Raw genomic sequence first — 15,260 nt, forward strand, 5'->3', positions numbered from 1 at the left:
GCGAACGGGCAAGCGGAAAGAACAAAGACCGAACACGCTCCTGACAAAGCTGTGTGCAGAAACTGACAAGGGTGTTTCAGAAACTGACCCTGACGTAAGCTCCCGACGATCACATTTTCCGTAACCGGCTATTCAAGGTTGACGTCGTCGAATCAGGGGCGCACTCTGCCGGAGTCAACGGAGCCGGCCGTCTTTGATGGCCTCGCCGCCCATAGCGGCCTGCGAGACGCCGCAGGTTTTTGCGATTTGTGCTTCGGATTGACACCAGTCGCAACGGACATAGGAGCGGAGCATGACGCCACCGGATAGTCCCTTGAGGCTCCACCTGCTAGTGGAGCCGCGGCGGGCATAAGTGCCAGGTAGTTTCAAGGCATTGGAGTGTATGCGTCCCAACGAACGCATCGCGTCAGTCCAACAAACCACCAGACAAACCGTGACCTGCCGAATCCCACAAAAATCAGAGACGGCTAGTCGGATCGTCGGCTGAATGCCGCGAAGCATCCGAAATCAAAGTCGGTATAACACTACCGGCAGTTTGGATTTGAAATCCAAAAAAAGCCCCGACCGTTTGCGGAAGCAACGGCGGGGCTGTTCGTTTGCGAGGAAGTCGTCGACGCAGGCTTTCTCTCCCGTATAGTAGCTGGGAGAAGGGGCTACCGGCGCGGCGGCTTGATCCCACCCGTGCCGACATCGACAGTGATGCTGCCGGAAATCTTGACATCGGTGTCGCCGATCTTGAACGTGCCGTTCTCGCCGGCAGGCAGCGCGTCGTCCGGCTCCGGCCGCGGCGCGGGCTTGGCGATGCGGTAGTCGCCGGTCACGCCGGGCAGGGCGCCTTTCCGCGACGTGCTGGTGCTGCCCCCGGCAAAGGCCATGCTCGATGTCGCCGCCGTGATGGCAATGGCTATGGTCAGTCTGTTCAGGTGGTAGCGCATGGCAAGACTATAGTGCCGCGCTCAAGGCGAGGCCAGACCAGCGGCGTTGAAATTGAGGGAACACCGGCCTGCATTCGATACGGTGATCAAGCCGCTGCCTGCTTGCGAGTGTCGAAGACGTGGTCGACGAGGCCCCAGTCCTTGGCCTCCTTCGCGGTCATGAAGAAATCGCGGTCAAGCGTGCGTTCGACCTCTTCGTGGGTGCGGCCGCAATGGTGAGCGTAGAGGTCGGCCATGTGCCGCTTGGTGCGCAAAATGCCTTCGGCATGGCGCTGGATGTCGGAGGCCTGGCCCTGGAAGCCGCCCAGAGGCTGGTGCAGCACGATGCTGGCATTGGGCAGCGCGATGCGCCGCCCCGGCGTTCCCGCCATCAGCAGGAAGGAGGCCATCGACGCGGCAAAGCCCATGCACACGGTCGACACCGGGCAGCTGACATATTGCATCGTGTCGTAGATGGCGAAGCCGCTGGTCACCACGCCGCCCGGCGAGTTGATGTAGAGCGAGATCTCCCTGTCGGGATTGTCCGATTCCAGCGACAGGAGCTGGGCGCAGACCAGCGCCGACATGCCGTCATTGATCTCGCCATTCACGAAGATGATGCGCTCGCGCAGCAGCCGCGAGAAAATGTCGAAGGCACGTTCGCCGCGGCTCGATTGCTCGATCACCATCGGCACCAGATTGGCAAAGCCGCTCATCTCATTGTCTCCGTTTTGATTTTTCCGGGTCAGGCAGCGCGCAGCAACAGGCGTGGCGCGTTGGCGGCGACAGGCGGTTTGGGCTTGTATGCGCGCAGCCAGAGCCGGCAGCCGGCGCCGGCCATCGCGACCGCAGGCGTCAGGACAAACCCGTCATGGACGATGCGCAGATGCGTGCCGCCGGAAACGGTGCGGGCGAGTGTGAAGGTGACGATGCTCTCCAGCTCCTCGCGGTTGGCGTCGCCGGAACGCTCGCGCCAGGAATAGCGCAGCAGGCGCCCCGGTTCGGCATCGAGCACTTCGCACTCGATCGGCTTCTCAGGCCCGGCAAAGGCAAAGCGGCTGCCGGTTTCCGGATTGATGTCGTTCGGCATCATCCATTCCGCCAAGAGGTCCGGCACGGTCAGTGCCCGCCACACTTTTTCCGGTGCGTCCGGCAGATCGCATTCGAAGGCGAGGGCATCCTTGGCGGTCTGCGTCTGCTTTTCGTCGGTCATTGGTCCATGTCCTTCAAAACGGCCTTCAGTCTTTCGATGCGCTCCGGCCAGAATGCGCGATAGCGTTCGATCCAGCCGAGCAGCGGCTCGAGCCCTTGCGGATCGGCGCGATAGTAGGCGTTGCGGCCGGCGCGTCTTTCGCTGACCAGGCCTGCGCCGCGCAGCACGGCAAGGTGCTGCGACACCGCCGGCTGCGACACGCTCATGCCAGTGCGCAACTCCGACACGCTCATCTCGCCGGAAGTCAGCCGCTCGTAGACGGCGCGTCGCGTCGGGTCGGCCAGGGCGCGAAAAATCTCTGCTTCGATCATGGCAAAAGCATAAGTCGATACTTATCGATTTGGCAAGGGGTGTTTTGAATGCCCGGTATTGATTGGATCCTGCCGGGCCTCTAATCCACGGGGAACAAGATGGGCCGATCATCGCGAGGCAGGAGTAGTATTTATGAATTCCAACGTCGATCTTTCGTCCGCCGAGAACCTCAACGAGGCTCTGAGGCTCTATCGCCGCCTCGTCCTCGGTATAGGCGCCATCGCCGTCATCGGTTTCGTGGCCGTGATCTTGTTGGCCAAGTTGGGTACGGCGCTATCGCCGCCATACGGGATTTACATCTTCGGCGAAGGATTGGGGACCTGGGGCCTGATCGCGGTGGTAGCGGCGCTCGTCGCTCAGGTCTGGTGGCACGGGCGCGATCGGGAAATTGCTGAATGACCCGGCTCTGAAATCTGAACTTGCAGTCGGGCTGATGTCGGCCCCAACCGTGATCGCACAGCGCGCCCATGCCATGGGCATGGAGTGGAGCGGCTTTTTCGGTCCGTTGCGACCAGTGAAAAAACGGCGCTGACGACACCGCTTCTCGCCGCTGCGTGTCAGCTAAATCCACGCGCCCGCGTCGGCGATTGCTGCCATTCCTTGACAATCCCTGGTTAACAGTATAGGAACGAAAAGGGAACAAAAACCTTGTGGGAAAAGCCAGCCGCGGCAAGCCAGGATTGTCCGCGGCCTGTAAGGTGAACGACTTGAAATTTGTTCGGATGAGCGCGGAGAAGTGTCATGGCGGGTAGCGTCAACAAGGTCATTCTGGTCGGTAACCTCGGCGCGGACCCTGAAATCCGCCGCCTGAATTCCGGTGATCCGGTCGTCAACATCCGCATCGCCACGTCGGAAAGCTGGCGCGACAAGAACTCCGGCGAGCGCAAGGAAAAGACCGAATGGCACAACGTGGTCATTTTCAATGACCAGATCGCCAAGGTCGCCGAGCAGTACCTGAAGAAGGGCATGAAGGTTTACGTCGAAGGCCAGCTGCAGACACGCAAATGGCAGGATCAGACCGGCGCCGACAAGTATACGACCGAAGTCGTGCTGCAGAAATTCCGCGGCGAGCTGCAGATGCTCGATTCTCGCGGCGAGGGCGGCGGTCAGGTCGGCAACTATGCCGCCGGCGGCGGCAGCGCGAGCCGTGGCTCGGATTTCGGCCAGTCTGGCCCCAATGAGAGCTTCAACCGCGGCGGCAACAGCGGTGGCGGCGGTTCCAAGGGCGGCGGTGGCGGCGGCTCGTCGCGCGAACTGGACGACGAAATCCCGTTCTGAGCTGACAATAGTCAGCGATATCTGAGGAGAGGGTGCGATGTCGCTCGGACCGCTTCTATCGGCGCGCCCTCCCATTCCATGGCACGCCTTCGCGGCCCTTGCCGCGCTGGCCGTTGGCGCTACGCAACTGGCGCTGCCGAAAGGCACGACGCGTCATCGTGTCGTCGGCTATGCCTGGGCGGCGCTGATGCTGGTCGTCGCCATCTCCAGTTTCTGGATCCAGCAGATACGCCTCGTCGGTCCGTTCAGCCCGATCCATCTCTTGTCGATTTTAGTGTTGATCGCCGTGCCGCTTGCGGTCTGGCACGCGCATATGCATCGGGTCGCCAAACATCGCAGGGTCATGATATCGCTGTATGTTTTCGCCCTGATCGGCGCCGGCGTGTTCACGCTGCTGCCGGGGCGGATCATGCACACGGTCGTCTTCGGCCAGTGACGCTTTCTGAAAGGAAGATTGCCGTGAAAGCACGGATTAAATGGGTCGAGGAGCGCACCTTCGTCGGCGAGTCCGGCAGCGGCCACAAACTGGTGCTGGGGACCGCCCCGGGCCGGAAGGCAAGACGCCAGGTCCGAGCCCGATGGAGCTGGTGCTGATCGGCACCGGCGGCTGCTCGGCCTATGATGTCGTCCACATCCTCGAAAAAGGCCGCGAGGCGATCGAGGACTGTGTTGTAGAACTCGACGCCGACCGGGCCGAAACCGACCCCAAAGTCTTCACCCGCATCCACATGCATTTCATCGTCACGGGCCACGCGCTGTCGCGCGACAAGGTCCAGCGCGCCATCAACCTGTCGATCGAGAAATACTGCTCGGCCTCGGCCATGCTGGCCAAGGCGGCTGTCATCACCCACGATTTCGAGGTCGTCGATACGGCGGTGGAGTAGGGAGCAGGGAGCAGGGGCTGCCGTTCACCCCGCCATAAGCGCCTTGATGCCATCCGCGACGAACTGAACCGCAAGCGCGGCCAGGATGACGCCGAGCAGGCGGGTCAGGATCGAGCGGCCGGTCTGGCCGAGGATGCGGTCGATGCGCTCCGACAGCACGAACACCAGATAGGTGATGGCAAGACAGACGAAGATGATGCCGACCAGCGCCGCTGTCGAAACTCGGCATCGCTGACCCCTCCCGCCGGGCCGGACCCCTGCGCCACGATAGTGGTAGAGCAAAGCCTGGCCGGTGGGAACCGTCTGACGGCGCGCAGGCCCGGCGCGCCATTGTCGCTGCCGCCTGCACGCAAGGCGGCGGCATGGAAGGCGACGACACTCTGCCTCGTCGGCGCGGCAAAGCAGAAATGCAGACCGGACTTCTCGTCCGATGGCACTGGCCGCTCCGCGTCGTTCACCCACAGCGCGACGGCTTGCGCACCATAACCCAGTGAGCCTGGCGACTGGCCGAGGCAGAATAACCGAGCGGCTTTAGCGCGGCATCGTAGAAGGCTTCGAAAAATTGGTGTCGCGGACGCCGATCCAGACATGGTCAAGCATGTTTTTTCACCTTTTTGCAATATGTTGCGTCATCAGTCCTGGGCGACGCGGCGCGCCAGGAACTCGACTTCGAGACGCCATGTCTTGCCATCGTCGTGCGAACGCTCGCCGAGCCAGCGGAAGCTGTCCTTGGTGATGCGCGAAAAGCTCCAGCGGACCGAGGAACCAGTGCCGTCGGCGCCGACCTGCACAATCGTGTCGCCTTCGGCGCGACCAAGCTGGCGGCTGTAGTATTGGTTGCGCGGGTCGCTCCAGAAGATGTGCCAGGCATCCGAGCCGGGATCATAGGCCCGCAGCGTTGTGCCATAGAAAGTCCATTTGCCGAGAGAAGGCGAGGGGCCGGCATCCCGCGCGGGCAGGATCCATACATCCTGGATCGCCCTGCCTTCCAGGACCCAGCCGAAATGCACCTCGCCGCGTCCGGTGAGAACCGTGCCGTCCTCGAGATGGCGCGTGGCATCGAATGTCCAGGCGCCGACGAAGCGGCCGTAGAGATCAAGCTTTTCAGCCAGGCCGGGGTTGGGGCCGTCGCTGTGGAGCGCTTCGGCAAAGGAGGATGTACCGATCATACTTGCTGCCTTCGTTATGTCAGGAGGCTGCAAGCGATAGGCCCCGACCGGGTGTCGCGCTTGGGAAAAATTGCTATCTTTCAAGCCATGACGACGAGCGAACAAAACCTGGCATCGGGGCAGGATTGGTATGTCTGTGACGTGCTGTGCACGGCCGGCGCCGGCGACCGCCCGTTCGAGGAGGCGCACGACACCTTCTGCGTTGCCGCTGTCACCAGCGGCACCTTCCGCTACCGCACAAGGCAAGGCGCCGCCATGCTGGCGCCGGGCGCGATCCTGCTCGGCAATGTCGGCGCCTGCTATGAATGCGGGCATGAGCATGGCGCCGGCGACCGTTGCCTGTCCTTCCACTTCGCTCCGGCCTATCTCGACCGCATCGCCAGCGACGTGCCCGGCGCGAGCAAGCTCGCCTTCGGCGTGCCGCATATGCCGCCCTTGCCGGCGCTGGCATCGCTGCTGGCCGAGGCGGAAGCGGCGCGCGAGATGGTCGACATCGACGCCTTTGAAGAGCTTGGCCTGCGAATTGCGGGCGCAGCACTGGCAGTTGCCGGCGCAGCACTGCCTGTGGCCAGCGATGCGGTGCCTGGCGTTCGACCGCCGAGCCGCCGCGACCAGAAACGGGTTGCCGAGGCGGTGCGGCAGATCGAGCTCAATGCCGACAGGCCGGTCTCGCTTTCCGAGCTTGCCTGCGCGACGGCGACCAGCCCGTACCATTTCCTGCGCACCTTCCGGCAGGTCGCCGGCATGACGCCCTATCAGTTTCTGCTGAGAACCCGGCTGCACCGCGCGGCGGTGCGGCTGCGCATGTCAGGCGATGCCATCTCGGCAATCGCCTTCGAGGCCGGTTTCAACGATTTGTCGACGTTCAACCGCCGTTTCCGGCGCGTCATGGGTGAGACGCCTGGCCACTATCGCGCCCGGCGGGTGGCTACCCGCTGACGCGTCTGTCTGCCTCCAGATAAGCTCTTGGCTTGGAAAACTGTCCTTCGCAGGCTTTTGCCCCTGGCGGCGGCGAATGCGTTATGGCCAAATCGTCGCAATCAGAGGTATCCATTTGAATTTACCACTGAAATCCTCATTGGAAAAGCACCACGAATATTGGAGTTTCGGCCGTGCTTCCTATATAAGCGGTCAGTGATTCCTGATTAGATTGTGATCCGATTTGACCGACCAAAAACCCCCGCGCGGCGCCGACGGCGGCCCTACCGGCATCGAGCCCATCTCCATCATCGAGGAGATGCAGAGCTCCTACCTCTCTTATGCCATGAGCGTCATCGTCAGCCGTGCGCTGCCCGATGTACGCGACGGCCTGAAGCCGGTTCACCGCCGCATTCTCTATGCGGCGCATGAGAGCGGTTACCACTGGAACCGCAAATATGTGAAGTCGGCCCGCCCGGTCGCCGACGTGATGGGTAAATACCATCCGCATGGCGACGCCTCGATCTACGACGCCTTGGTGCGCATGGCGCAGGACTGGTCGCTGCGCGTTCCGCTGATCGACGGGCAGGGTAATTTCGGCTCCATCGACGGCGATCCGCCGGCGGCGATGCGCTACACCGAATCGCGGCTGACCAAGGTCGCGCATGAACTCTTGGAGGACATCGACAAGGAAACCGTCGATTTCCAGGAGACTTATGACGCCTCCGACACCGAGCCGAAGGTGCTGCCGGCTCGCTTCCCAAACCTTCTGGTCAACGGTTCCGGCGGCATTGCGGTCGGCATGGCCACCAATATTCCGCCGCATAATCTGGCCGAGATCTGCAACGGCGCCATCGCCATCATCGACAATCCGGCGATCGATTTGCCGGCGCTGATGGAGATCATTCCGGGTCCCGATTTCCCGACCGGCGGCATCGTGCTCGGCCGTTCCGGCATCTACAGCGCCTATGCGACTGGCCGTGGCTCTATCGTCATGCGCGGCAAGGTCAATGTCGAACAGCGCGGAAACGACCGTGAATCGATCATCATCACGGAAGTCCCGTACCAGGTGAACAAGGCCTCGATGATCGAGAAGATGGCCGAACTGGTGCGCGACAAGCGCATCGAAGGCATTTCCGACATTCGCGACGAAAGCGACCGCCAGGGCTACCGCGTCGTCATCGAGCTGAAGCGCGACGCCGTCGCCGACGTCATTCTCAACCAGCTTTATCGCTTCACGCCGCTGCAGACCTCCTTCGGCGCCAATATGGTGGCGCTGAACGGCGGCAAGCCGGAAGTGATGAACCTGACCGACATGCTGAAGGCGTTTGTCGGCTTCCGCGAAGAGGTGATTAGCCGGCGCACGAAATTCCTGCTGCGCAAGGCGCGCGACCGCGCCCACGTGCTGGTCGGCCTTGCCATCGCCGTCGCCAACATCGACGAAGTGATCAAGCTGATCCGCACCGCGCCCGATCCGCAGACGGCGCGCGAGCAGTTGATGGAGCGGCGCTGGCCCTCCGGGGACGTGGAGTCATTGATTCTGCTTATCGACGATCCGCGCCATCGCATCAATGAGGATGGCACCTACAACCTCTCCGAGGAACAGGCGCGCGCAATCCTCGAACTGCGCCTGCAGCGCCTGACCGCGCTCGGCCGTGACGAAATCGCCGACGAGCTGAACACCATCGGCGACGAGATCAAGGATTACCTCGACATTCTGTCGTCCCGCGCCCGCATCCAACAGATCGTCAAGGACGAGCTTGCCGCCGTGCGCGACGAGTTCGGCACGCCGCGCCGCACCGAGCTCACCGACGGCGGCGCCGACATGGAAGACGAGGACCTGATCCAGCGCGAGGACATGGTCGTCACCGTCAGCCATTCCGGCTACATCAAGCGCGTGCCGCTGTCGCTCTACCGGGCGCAACGCCGCGGCGGCAAGGGCCGCTCCGGTATGTCGACCAAGGAAGAGGATTTCGTCACCCGGCTGTTTGTGGCCAATACGCATACGCCGGTGCTGTTCTTCTCCTCGCGCGGCATCGTCTACAAGGAAAAGGTCTGGCGGCTGCCAATCGGCAATCCGCAGTCGCGCGGCAAGGCGCTGATCAACATGCTGCCGCTGGAGCAGGGCGAGCGCATCACCACCATCATGCCGCTGCCCGAGGACGAGACCAGCTGGGGCGAACTCGACGTCATGTTCGCCACCACGCGCGGCACCGTGCGCCGCAACAAGCTGTCCGAATTCGTCCAGGTCAACCGCAACGGCAAGATCGCCATGAAGCTGGAGGAGGAGGGCGACGAGATCCTCGGCGTCGAGACCTGCACAGACAATGACGATGTGCTTTTGACCGCCAGCTCCGGCCAGTGCATCCGCTTCCGCGTTGGCGATGTGCGCGTCTTCCAGAGCCGCAATTCGGTCGGCGTGCGCGGCATAAGCATGGCCGAGACCGACCGCATCATCTCCATGTCGGTGATCGAGCATGTCGATGCTTCACCGGCGGAACGCTCCGCCTACCTCAAGCGGGCAGCACTGGAGCGGCGGCTTGCCGCCGAGGTGACCGGCGAGGAAGAAGAGATTGCACTCACCAATGAGGAGATTGGCGAGGAGACCGAGCTTTCCGACAGCCGTTACGAAGAGCTCAAGGCGCATGAGCAGTATGTGCTGACGGTGACCGAATATGGCTACGGCAAGCGCTCGTCATCCTACGATTTCCGCCTGACCGGACGCGGCGGCAAAGGCATCCGCGCCACCGACGTGTCGAAGGTGGCCGAGATCGGCCAGCTGGTGGCGACTTTCCCGGTCGGCAATGACGACCAGATCATGCTGGTTTCGGATGGCGGCACGGTCATCCGGGTGCCGGTCAACGGTATCCGTTTCGCCAGCCGCGCCACCAAGGGCGTGACCATCTTCAACACCGCCGAAGGCGAGAAGGTGGTTTCGGTCGAACGGATTTCGGAGCCGCAGGCCGACGAGGATGTCGAAGAGGGTGTCATTGAGGCCGGCGCCGGAGATGCCGTACCGGACAGCACCGAATAGGTTTGAGCAACAACGCCGGCCCGATGGGCCGGCGCAAACAAGAAAGTAGCAATAAATCAGGGGCGACGGTGGGGCCAGCGAGCGCCGAAACCTTCGAACCGCTTTGTGCGGACACGGACGCGCTCTGCCTCGCTATGCAATCCGAATGCGGTGGCGATCAGCATGGCGACGGTCATTGCGGTGGCGAGCATGTAGATCAGCATGTGCGTGTTCTCCTGCGCCTATCCAACGGTTAGATCGGGTTTTGGTTTCATCTTCCGAAGTGCAAACTAGCGAACGCGGCGTGAAGTCTTCGTGATCAAGGCATTCATCTGTCGTTCATGTCTGCGAAAAGGTTCACGCAGATGTTCCCAATCGCATTTGCCTTCCGCCCAATGCCCCGCTAGAAGCACCTCCCATGACCGATCGCATCGCCCTTTATGCCGGCTCCTTCGACCCGCTGACCAACGGCCATCTCGATGTGCTGAAGGCATCGCTGGCTGTCGCCGACACGGTATATGCGGCGATCGGCACCCATCCCGGCAAGACGCCGCTGTTTTCCTTCGACGAACGGGTGAAGCTGATCGAGGCCGCGACCAAGGCCGAATTTGGCCGCGACGGCGACCGTATCAAGGTCGTCGCCTTTGACGGGCTGGTCATCGACGCGGCCCGCAAGCATGGCGCCTCGATCATGATCCGAGGCCTGCGCGACGGCACCGATCTCGATTACGAGATGCAGATGGCCGGCATGAACGAGACCATGGCGCCGGAACTGCAGACGGTTTTTCTGCCCGCCAGTCCATCGGTACGCACCATTACCGCCACACTTGTGCGCCAGATAGCCTCGATGGGCGGAGACATCCGTCCCTTCGTACCGGCCGCCGTTGCCGGCGCGCTCACCGCCAAATTCGCGAAATAGTGCATGTCGCCCAAAAGTGGATGCCGGTTTTGGGGCAACGACATGCACCCTAACAAAGACCTTCGGAGATCCCTTATGCAGCTGAAAAAGCTCGCCTCGTTCCTCGTCGTGCTTGCCGGTCTGACCGCATCCGTTTCGGCCTTCGCCGCCGAACCGGAAAACACCATGATCATCACCTTGAAGAACGGCGACGTCACCATCGCGCTACGCCCCGACCTGGCACCCAAGCATGTCGCGCAGATCAAGAAGCTGGTGCGTGAAGGCGCTTATAACGATGTCGCATTCCACCGGGTCATCAACGGCTTTATGGCGCAGACCGGCGACGTCAAGTTCGGCAACATGAAGAAGGGGTTCAGCCCCGAGGCCGTCGGCACCGGCGGTTCAGACCTGCCCGACCTGCCGGCCGAATTCTCGCAGAGCGAACATTTCAAGCGCGGCACGCTCGGTATGGCCCGTTCGCAGGACCCGAACTCCGCCAATTCGCAGTTCTTCATCATGTTCGCGCCGGCTCCGAACCTCGATGGCCAGTACACCATCGTCGGCAATGTCGTCAGCGGCATCGAACTGGTGGACAAGATCAAGAAGGGTGACGAGGCCGACAACGGCACGGTCAGCGAGCCCGACCGCATGATCAAGGTACGCATCGCCGCCGACAAGTAACCTATCAAATCAATCTGTTTTTCTGAGATAAAAGGATATCCGACATGGCTGAGATCAAGGACCGCGAAAACGCGCTCATCCTGGAAACGACCAAGGGCAAGGTCGTCATCGAACTGTTTCCCGATTTGGCTCCCGGCCACGTCGCCCGCATCAAGGAACTGGCGCGTGAAGGCGCCTATGATGGCGTGGTCTTCCACCGCGTCATCGAAGGCTTCATGGCGCAGACCGGCGACGTGAAGTTCGGCAATTCGTCGAAGCCGACCTTCGCGCCGTCGCGTGCGGGCATGGGCGGCTCGGAAAAGCCGGACCTGAAGGCTGAATTCTCCAACGCCAACCATGGCCGCGGTACCTGCTCGATGGCACGTTCGCAGAACCCGAACTCCGCCAATTCGCAGTTCTTCATCTGCTTCGACGATGCCGCCTTCCTCAACCGCCAGTACACGGTCTGGGGCCAGGTCATCGAAGGCATGGACAATGTCGACAAGATCAAGCGCGGCGAGCCGGTCGTCGATCCCGACAAGATCGTGTCGCTGAAGGTCGCGGCCGACGTCAAGTAAGGACAAACGACGATGATGGGCGTGGTCTGGTCGCTGCTCGGCATCCTGTCCGGCGCCTTCATCGCCATTCAGGCGCCGATCAACTCGCAGCTGGCGCGCGGCCTGGGGCTCCCGGTCGCGGCTGCTGCGTTTTCGTTCCTGTCGGGCGCGATCGTGCTTGGTATCATCTCCATTGCCGTTGTGCGGCTGCAGGACATCTCGCTCGACTGGAAGGCGCCTGCGCCTTGGCTGTTCATCGCCGGCGGCATGCTCGGCGGTTTCTATGTCACCCTGTCGACCATTCTTACGCCGCGCATCGGTGCAGCCGCGCTGATGGCGTTCCTGGTTGCCGGCCAGCTCTTCGCCGGCATGCTGATCGATCGGGTCGGCTTCCTCGGCGTGGCGGTGCGCGAGATTTCGCTCGGCCGCATCGCCGGCGCGGTGCTGCTCTTGGCCGGAGCACTGCTCGTCCGGCTCTACTGATGCGCGTCGATCTCTTCGACTTCGACCTGCCGGAGGAGCGCATCGCGCTGCGCCCGGCCGAGCCGCGCGACAGCGCAAAAATGCTGGTGGTCAGGCCGGGCGAGGGTCTTTCGGACCGCGCGGTTGGCGACCTGCCGTCCTTGCTCAACGCCGGCGACGTGCTGGTCTTCAACGACACCAAGGTCATTCCTGCCCAGTTGAGAGGCATAAGGCGGCGCGGCGAAGCGCAGGCGCAGGTGGACGCCACGCTGCATATGCGCATGGCGCCGGACCGCTGGCTGGCCTTCATGCGGCCGGGCAAGCGCATCGCCGCCGGCGACCGCATCCATTTCGGCCATGACGGCAATTCCTGTTTCCTCGGCCAGCTCGATGCCACGGTGATCGAGAAGGGCGATGCCGGCGAGGCGTTGCTCGGCTTCGACCTGTCGGGGCCGTTTCTCGACGAGGCGCTGCATGCCGTCGGCCACATCCCGCTGCCGCCCTATATCGCGTCGAAGCGCGACGACGACGCGCGCGACCTGACCGACTACCAGACCATCTATGCCAAAGAGGAAGGTGCTGTGGCAGCGCCCACCGCCGGCCTGCATTTCACGCCGGAACTGTTTGCAGCACTCGACGCTAAAGGCATCGAACGCCGCTTCGTCACCTTGCATGTCGGCGCCGGCACCTTCCTGCCGGTCAAGGCGGACGACACCGCTGACCACAAGATGCATGCCGAGACCGGCTCGGTCAGCGAAGCAACAGCCGACGCTCTGAATGGCGCCAAGGCGCGGGGCGGGCGCATCATCGCTGTCGGCACGACCTCGCTGCGCCTGCTGGAGAGCGCGGCACGGCCTGATGGCTCGCTGACCGCCTGGTCCGGCCCGACCGACATCTTCATCACGCCGGGCTATCGGTTCAAGACCGCCGACCTGCTGATGACCAATTTCCATCTGCCGCGTTCGACGCTGTTCATGCTGGTTTCGGCCTTCAGCGGCCTAGATACGATGCGTGCGGCCTATGCTCATGCCATCGGGAACGATTACAGATTCTATTCCTACGGAGATGCAAGCCTGCTTTATCGAGCGGAGATGAGCGATGGACGATGACCTGCAGGCCTTTGATCGCGAAAGCCTGATCGCCGAAGTGAAGAAATTGCGTGCCGGCATTCGCCAGCACCGAGATTCTACCGGCCATGATTTATGCTGGCATCATCCCAACCTGTGGGACCTGCTGCCGGAAAAGACCGATCCATCGATTGCCGTGCCGCCATGGCCGAAATTCATGCGCGGCTGCATCCAATACCGCCAGTCGCTCGACAGGCAGGCGCCAGGCGCGCCTGTCCATGACAAGGAATTCAATGGCTGAGACATTCACCTTCAAGATCCTCGCCACCGACGGCAAGGCGCGGCGCGGTTCCATCACCATGCCGCGCGGCGAAATCCGCACGCCGGCCTTCATGCCGGTCGGCACCGGCGGCACGGTCAAGGCCATGTATATGGACCAGGTGCGCGGCGTCGGCGCCGACATCATCCTGGGCAATACCTATCATCTGATGCTGCGCCCCGGCGCCGAGCGCGTGGCGCGGCTTGGTGGGTTGCATGAATTCGCCCGCTGGCCGCAGCCGATCCTGACCGACAGTGGCGGTTTTCAGGTCATGTCGCTGTCGAAGCTCAGAAAATTGACCGAGAAGGGCGTCACCTTTCGCTCGCACATTGACGGCGCTGCCTACGAGATGTCGCCGGAGCGCTCGATCGAGATCCAGGGCCTGCTCGATTCCGACATCCAGATGCAGCTCGACGAATGCACAGCGCTGCCGGCCGACCTCAAGGAGATCGAGCGCGCGATGGAGCTGTCGCTGCGCTGGGCCGAGCGCTGCAAGACAGCGTTCGGCGACCAGCCCGGCAAGGCCATGTTCGGCATCGTCCAGGGTGGCGACAACGCAGCACTCAGGGTGCGCTCGGCGCAGGCGCTGAGCGCGATGGAGCTGAAGGGCTATGCTGTCGGCGGCCTGGCCGTCGGCGAGCCGCAAGCGGTGATGCTGAATATGCTGGAGATCACCTGTCCGGAATTGCCTGACAACAAGCCTCGATATCTCATGGGCGTCGGCACGCCGGACGACATCGTGAAATCGGTGGCGCGCGGCATCGACATGTTCGACTGCGTGATGCCGACCCGCGCCGGCCGCCATGGCCTGGCCTATACCAGGCGTGGCAAGGTCAATCTCAGGAATGCCCGCCATGCGGACGATCCGCGGCCGCTGGACGAGGAGAGTGACTGCCCGGCGGCACGCGACTATTCACGCGCCTATCTGCATCATCTCGTGCGCTCGCAGGAGGCGCTGGGCGCGATGCTTCTGACCTGGAACAACCTGTCTTACTATCAGAAGCTGATGCAGGACATTCGCGCCGCGATCGAGGCAAAGGCCTTCGAGGCGCGCACATCAGACATTTCAGAGGGATGGGCGAGGGGCGATATTCCGGTGCTATAAGCACATCTAGGTGCTGAGCGAATTCGCTGCGCGCAAGCTGCAGCCGGTGATTTGAAAGCTGCCGTCGGGCTGCTGTTCCAGCGTGTAGACCGCCTCATAGTCCTTGCCGTCGGGCCCAACGATCAGCACTTGCTGGATTAGCGAAGTTGGCCCCATCTGCTCGACCTTGCCGAAGGAATAGCTCTGCGGCTGGCGCACCGGCGGATAGCCGTTGGTCACCATGTTCATGAAGGTGTCGACGGTCGGAAAGACGCGCTTCACATTTGGAGCGGCGAAACTGTACGCCTTGGCGCCATCATTGGCGATGAGCGCCTTCAACTGACCATCGATGACGGCCTGGCCGGCCTTGACTTCGGCGTCGCCGGCAAGGGCTGCCGACACGAACAACGCGAACAGCAATGAAACGACTGCGAATGCGGTGCGGCGCATGGCCTGTCTCCATTGTCCCCAACAAAACCTGTCCCGGGACGCATCATACCATACGCTTTGCG

General features: G+C 62.5%; 19 protein-coding genes and 2 pseudogenes. 13 read left to right on the forward strand and 8 right to left on the reverse strand.

Features of this window, described 5'->3' with window-relative positions; genetic code table 11:
• Positions 1-653 precede the first annotated feature (653 nt).
• The 4 genes from NLY44_RS06405 to NLY44_RS06420 all read right to left on the reverse strand — a co-directional run bounded on the left by NLY44_RS06405 (position 654) and on the right by NLY44_RS06420 (position 2,438).
• On the reverse strand, positions 654-875 hold the full coding sequence (locus NLY44_RS06405; protein ID WP_032893286.1) for a hypothetical protein: 222 nt from the start codon (positions 873-875) through the stop codon (positions 654-656).
• Positions 876-1,021: 146 nt separating this feature from the next.
• Entirely contained in the window at positions 1,022-1,630 is a 609-nt protein-coding gene (locus NLY44_RS06410) for an ATP-dependent Clp protease proteolytic subunit (RefSeq protein ID WP_023806034.1), read from the reverse strand.
• Between the two features lie 29 nt (positions 1,631-1,659).
• Positions 1,660-2,127 (reverse strand): SRPBCC family protein, encoded by a 468-nt coding sequence (locus tag NLY44_RS06415; RefSeq protein WP_023696505.1) that lies wholly within the window; start codon positions 2,125-2,127, stop codon positions 1,660-1,662.
• The gene (locus NLY44_RS06420; RefSeq protein WP_023670944.1) at positions 2,124-2,438 is read right to left on the reverse strand and encodes an ArsR/SmtB family transcription factor; all 315 of its coding nucleotides are present in this window, start codon (positions 2,436-2,438) and stop codon (positions 2,124-2,126) included. Before NLY44_RS06420 ends, NLY44_RS06415 begins: the two co-directional genes overlap by 4 nt.
• Before the next feature lie 133 nt (positions 2,439-2,571).
• Between NLY44_RS06420 and NLY44_RS06425 the strand changes: the two genes are divergently transcribed.
• The 4 genes and pseudogenes from NLY44_RS06425 (at position 2,572) to NLY44_RS06440 (ending at position 4,601) form a co-directional block, all read left to right on the forward strand.
• Positions 2,572-2,838, forward strand: coding sequence for a hypothetical protein (locus NLY44_RS06425; protein ID WP_023806035.1), 267 nt, complete (start codon positions 2,572-2,574; stop codon positions 2,836-2,838).
• Positions 2,839-3,180: 342 nt separating this feature from the next.
• Positions 3,181-3,717 carry a single-stranded DNA-binding protein gene (ssb, locus tag NLY44_RS06430; RefSeq protein WP_023746156.1) on the forward strand — a complete coding sequence of 179 codons (537 nt, stop codon included), beginning with the start codon at positions 3,181-3,183 and terminating at the stop codon, positions 3,715-3,717.
• A gap of 37 nt (positions 3,718-3,754) precedes the next feature.
• On the forward strand, positions 3,755-4,153 hold the full coding sequence (locus NLY44_RS06435) for a DUF2306 domain-containing protein (RefSeq protein WP_023806036.1): 399 nt from the start codon (positions 3,755-3,757) through the stop codon (positions 4,151-4,153).
• Positions 4,154-4,176: 23 nt separating this feature from the next.
• A pseudogene (locus NLY44_RS06440) lies at positions 4,177-4,601 on the forward strand (OsmC family protein).
• Between the two features lie 24 nt (positions 4,602-4,625).
• Here the strand turns inward: NLY44_RS06440 and NLY44_RS06445 are convergent.
• Both NLY44_RS06445 and NLY44_RS06450 read right to left on the reverse strand, forming a co-directional pair.
• A pseudogene (locus NLY44_RS06445) lies at positions 4,626-4,820 on the reverse strand (MarC family protein); the annotation flags it as partial.
• Positions 4,821-5,233: 413 nt separating this feature from the next.
• Positions 5,234-5,770, reverse strand: a complete 537-nt coding sequence (locus tag NLY44_RS06450) for a hypothetical protein (protein WP_023806039.1) — start codon at positions 5,768-5,770, stop codon at positions 5,234-5,236.
• Between the two features lie 87 nt (positions 5,771-5,857).
• Between NLY44_RS06450 and NLY44_RS06455 the strand changes: the two genes are divergently transcribed.
• Together NLY44_RS06455 and gyrA are read left to right on the forward strand one after the other, a co-directional pair.
• The gene (locus NLY44_RS06455) at positions 5,858-6,709 is read left to right on the forward strand and encodes a helix-turn-helix transcriptional regulator (protein ID WP_023806040.1); all 852 of its coding nucleotides are present in this window, start codon (positions 5,858-5,860) and stop codon (positions 6,707-6,709) included.
• Positions 6,710-6,932: 223 nt separating this feature from the next.
• Positions 6,933-9,722 (forward strand): DNA gyrase subunit A, encoded by a 2,790-nt coding sequence (gyrA, locus tag NLY44_RS06460; protein ID WP_023688627.1) that lies wholly within the window; start codon positions 6,933-6,935, stop codon positions 9,720-9,722.
• A gap of 56 nt (positions 9,723-9,778) precedes the next feature.
• Here the strand turns inward: gyrA and NLY44_RS06465 are convergent, their stop codons facing one another.
• Positions 9,779-9,925 (reverse strand): hypothetical protein, encoded by a 147-nt coding sequence (locus NLY44_RS06465; protein WP_023670953.1) that lies wholly within the window; start codon positions 9,923-9,925, stop codon positions 9,779-9,781.
• A 194-nt stretch (positions 9,926-10,119) separates the two neighbouring features.
• On the opposite strand from NLY44_RS06465, the gene coaD reads away from it, so the two are divergent.
• The 7 genes from coaD (at position 10,120) to tgt (ending at position 14,769) form a co-directional block, all read left to right on the forward strand.
• The gene (coaD, locus tag NLY44_RS06470; RefSeq protein ID WP_023670954.1) at positions 10,120-10,620 is read left to right on the forward strand and encodes a pantetheine-phosphate adenylyltransferase; all 501 of its coding nucleotides are present in this window, start codon (positions 10,120-10,122) and stop codon (positions 10,618-10,620) included.
• Between the two features lie 75 nt (positions 10,621-10,695).
• Positions 10,696-11,280 (forward strand): peptidylprolyl isomerase, encoded by a 585-nt coding sequence (locus tag NLY44_RS06475; protein ID WP_023688625.1) that lies wholly within the window; start codon positions 10,696-10,698, stop codon positions 11,278-11,280.
• Positions 11,281-11,324: 44 nt separating this feature from the next.
• A complete protein-coding gene (locus NLY44_RS06480; protein ID WP_023696509.1) occupies positions 11,325-11,837 on the forward strand; it encodes a peptidylprolyl isomerase in 513 nt (170 codons plus the stop codon).
• Positions 11,838-11,849: 12 nt separating this feature from the next.
• Entirely contained in the window at positions 11,850-12,299 is a 450-nt protein-coding gene (locus NLY44_RS06485) for a DMT family transporter (protein WP_023688623.1), read from the forward strand.
• The gene (queA, locus tag NLY44_RS06490; protein WP_023806041.1) at positions 12,299-13,387 is read left to right on the forward strand and encodes a tRNA preQ1(34) S-adenosylmethionine ribosyltransferase-isomerase QueA; all 1,089 of its coding nucleotides are present in this window, start codon (positions 12,299-12,301) and stop codon (positions 13,385-13,387) included. Before NLY44_RS06485 ends, queA begins: the two co-directional genes overlap by 1 nt.
• Positions 13,377-13,646, forward strand: coding sequence for a hypothetical protein (locus tag NLY44_RS06495; RefSeq protein ID WP_023684641.1), 270 nt, complete (start codon positions 13,377-13,379; stop codon positions 13,644-13,646). The genes queA and NLY44_RS06495 overlap by 11 nt, the downstream gene beginning before the upstream one ends.
• Complete coding sequence (gene tgt, locus NLY44_RS06500) at positions 13,639-14,769, forward strand: tRNA guanosine(34) transglycosylase Tgt (RefSeq protein ID WP_023696511.1); 1,131 nt, start codon at positions 13,639-13,641, stop codon at positions 14,767-14,769. The genes NLY44_RS06495 and tgt overlap by 8 nt, the downstream gene beginning before the upstream one ends.
• Before the next feature lie 6 nt (positions 14,770-14,775).
• On the opposite strand, the gene NLY44_RS06505 is transcribed toward tgt, so the two are convergent.
• Complete coding sequence (locus tag NLY44_RS06505) at positions 14,776-15,198, reverse strand: DUF4864 domain-containing protein (protein WP_023696512.1); 423 nt, start codon at positions 15,196-15,198, stop codon at positions 14,776-14,778.
• Positions 15,199-15,260: the final 62 nt, after the last annotated feature.

Origin of the sequence: Mesorhizobium sp. C089B (assembly GCF_030323125.1) — a bacterium.
Classification (GTDB): Bacteria; Pseudomonadota; Alphaproteobacteria; order Rhizobiales; family Rhizobiaceae; genus Mesorhizobium.